We start from the raw sequence: 2,607 nt of genomic DNA on the forward strand, positions 1-2,607 counted from the left end.
GATTACATCCCGCACACACCCAAAAACCCGGAACTTCCCGGCTGGTACTTCCACACGCTCCCAGGCGTAGTTTCGTGGGACGTCAACGGCGAGGAAATGATGGTGTGGGGGAACTACTGCAACGTCGTAGGCGGTGCGACCCCTCTGAACATCTACTACTCGACGGACAGCGGGCGGACCGTGAAGATTGCCTACAGCTTCGGACAGAATCCCTTCTTTGGAGATAATGGTTCACCGGGTGGCGGAAAGGGTGGCACGCTGCTGGGCAACCCCAACAACCCGGTCATCTGCCGCCATGTGCACACGGTGGCATACAACCCAGTCGAAAATGCGTTCTATTCCTGCACGGGAGATGGGACTCGCGGATTCGGGCATGAGTGCCACTGGCTGCGAGGCACTTATGACGCGAAAAAAGACAAGTGGAATTGGAAGGTCTTATTGTCCGACGTTTCCAACTCGCGGTACAAGTGCGGCGGCATTAACTTCGTGGATGGGAAGCTCTACTGGATCAGCGACTCGAACGGCCCCAAGCCGTACGACCGCGGCATATTCCGGTGCGACCCCGCGGATCTTAAGAATCCCGAGAAGCACACTCTTCTGTTCAATCCGGAGGTCGAATCCGGAAATATGATCATTCAGGATAGTGTGATGCTGGCCTCGCATTGTGCTCCCGCCTCGCCACTGGATACGGGTTTCATCGTTTCCACGGATATGGGAAAGACCTGGGCGCAGTACGATCTTAAGGAGTTCGGAAAGCGATCGCCCACCCGCTTCCACGAGAAAAACGGTGAGGGTTGGTTCCGGGTGGATTTGCGATCGGGCTGGATCACGCGAGCCGACGTGGTGTTCATCAAGCCCAAGCCAGCATCGGCAGGGAGCAGAAAAAAGGCCTAGGCGGGGGGCATCCCGGTCGCCGGCGCCGAACAGGAATCGCCGTACTCTCCTGTTCTTATACGTGATATGGTTTGAAAGTTTCGAACCGAGGAGGGTAGATGAGAGCGTTAATCATGCTGCCGCTGGTCGTGGCACTCGGGTGGGGCGGCGAATTGCGGGTGGGAGCCGGGCGGGCAGTGATCAATCCGCCCACGGGTTGGCCGGGCGGGCCGGAACGCGTGCACGACGATCTGCACGCGAAGGCTCTTGTCTTCGAAAGGGAAGGCACCGCCGCTGCGTTGGTGGTGTGCGATCTGGCCGTAATCGCTAACGAAGCTGTCGAGGAAGCGCGAGCTGTCATTCGGCAGAAGACAGGCATTCCCGGCGAGCGCGTCATTATCAGCACTACGCACACGCATACCGCGTTTGATCTGGCGATCTGGATGCCCGACAACGGCGTACCTGAGCCGATGCAGGGCTATCGCAAAGCACTGCCCCTGCGCATCGGCGAGGCGGTGGCGGAGGCATACGGGAAGCTCGCGCCGGCGCGCGTCTGGACGGCCAAGGGACATGAGGCTACGCTGAGCTTCAACCGCAGGTTTCTCATGAAAGACGGCGCCGCGAAGATGAACCCGGGCAAGATGAACCCGAACATCGTCCGGCCCCTCGGTCCGATTGACCCAGAGGTCGCCGTGGTCCTTTTCGACACGCCGGAAGGGCGGCCCATTGCAACGCTGGTGAACTTCGCTATGCACTTGGACACCGTCGGCGGAAGGCAGGTATCCGCCGATTATGCATATACGCTCGCGAAGATCCTCGCCCAAGCCAAGGGGCCGGACATGCTGACGGTCTTCAGCATCGGCACGGCGGGGAATATCAACCACATCGATGTGCGCTCGCCGGAGCCGCAGAAGGGATACGAAGAAGGGGCGCGGATCGGCGCCGTGCTGGCGGGCGAGGTACTGAGAACCTACAAGCATCTGGAGCGAATGGACGTTGCCACGTTACGAACGGGACGAGAGGCAGTGAAGCTGCCGCTTCCAATCCTGCAATCAGGTGACGTGGAGCGCGCCGAGGAACTTCGGAGCCGTAGGGCCGGGCCGAACCCGCCAACATTCCTGGAACAGATGTGGATGCAGCGGATTCTCGATACTGCGAAGCGGGACGGCCGTCCACGGGAGGTGGAAGTTCAGGTGATCGCCATAGGCAATCAACTGGCGTGGGTCGGTCTCCCCGGCGAGATCTTCGTGGAACTGGGGCTCGCGATTAAGAACGCTTCTCCTTTCCCGAATACCATCGTCCACTCGCTCAGCAGCGATTGGATCCGCTACGTGCCAAACCGAAAGGGGTACGCAGAAGGAGGGTACGAGGCGATCAATACTCGCGGCGCGCCGGGGACGGGCGAACTGCTCGTCGAAACCGCGACGCGCCTGCTACTGCAAGCGCACCGCGGATATATAGGCGCAGGAGGTGTGCTCACGCCCGCCGACCGGGCCCGCCGTTGACGTACCTTAACCCCGTCCGGTAGTAGTTGCGGTTGCGCGAAAGATGCGATTTCCGGCACGAAGGGATAATTTTGTGATATAAACTAATAACCGCAGATCGGCGGACAGAGACGAGGAGAATACCGACATGAGAGAGACCCTGGCAATCAACGGCGGAGAGAAGGCCGTCAAGACGAAACTGCCGCCTTGGCCGCAGTTCAGCGAGAAGGCGATTCAGGAAGTGGAAGCC

At 60.0% G+C, this 2,607-nt stretch carries 2 protein-coding genes; both read left to right on the forward strand.

Features of this window, described 5'->3' with window-relative positions; translation table 11 throughout:
• The coding region (locus VN622_15795; protein ID HWR37324.1) for a hypothetical protein at positions 1-894 on the forward strand (894 nt) is incomplete at its 5' end.
• 98 nt (positions 895-992) lie between these two features.
• Positions 993-2,378, forward strand: a complete 1,386-nt coding sequence (locus VN622_15800; protein ID HWR37325.1) for a hypothetical protein — start codon at positions 993-995, stop codon at positions 2,376-2,378.
• Positions 2,379-2,607 lie beyond the last annotated feature (229 nt).

Source organism: Clostridia bacterium (assembly GCA_035561135.1).
In the GTDB taxonomy this organism is placed as follows: Bacteria; Acidobacteriota; Terriglobia; order Terriglobales; family Acidobacteriaceae; genus DATMYA01.

Coding starts and splice junctions, on each gene's coding strand:
- VN622_15800 (HWR37325.1), top strand. CDS start 993: ATGAGAGCGTTAATCATGCTGCCGCTGGTCGTGGCACTCGGGTGGGGC.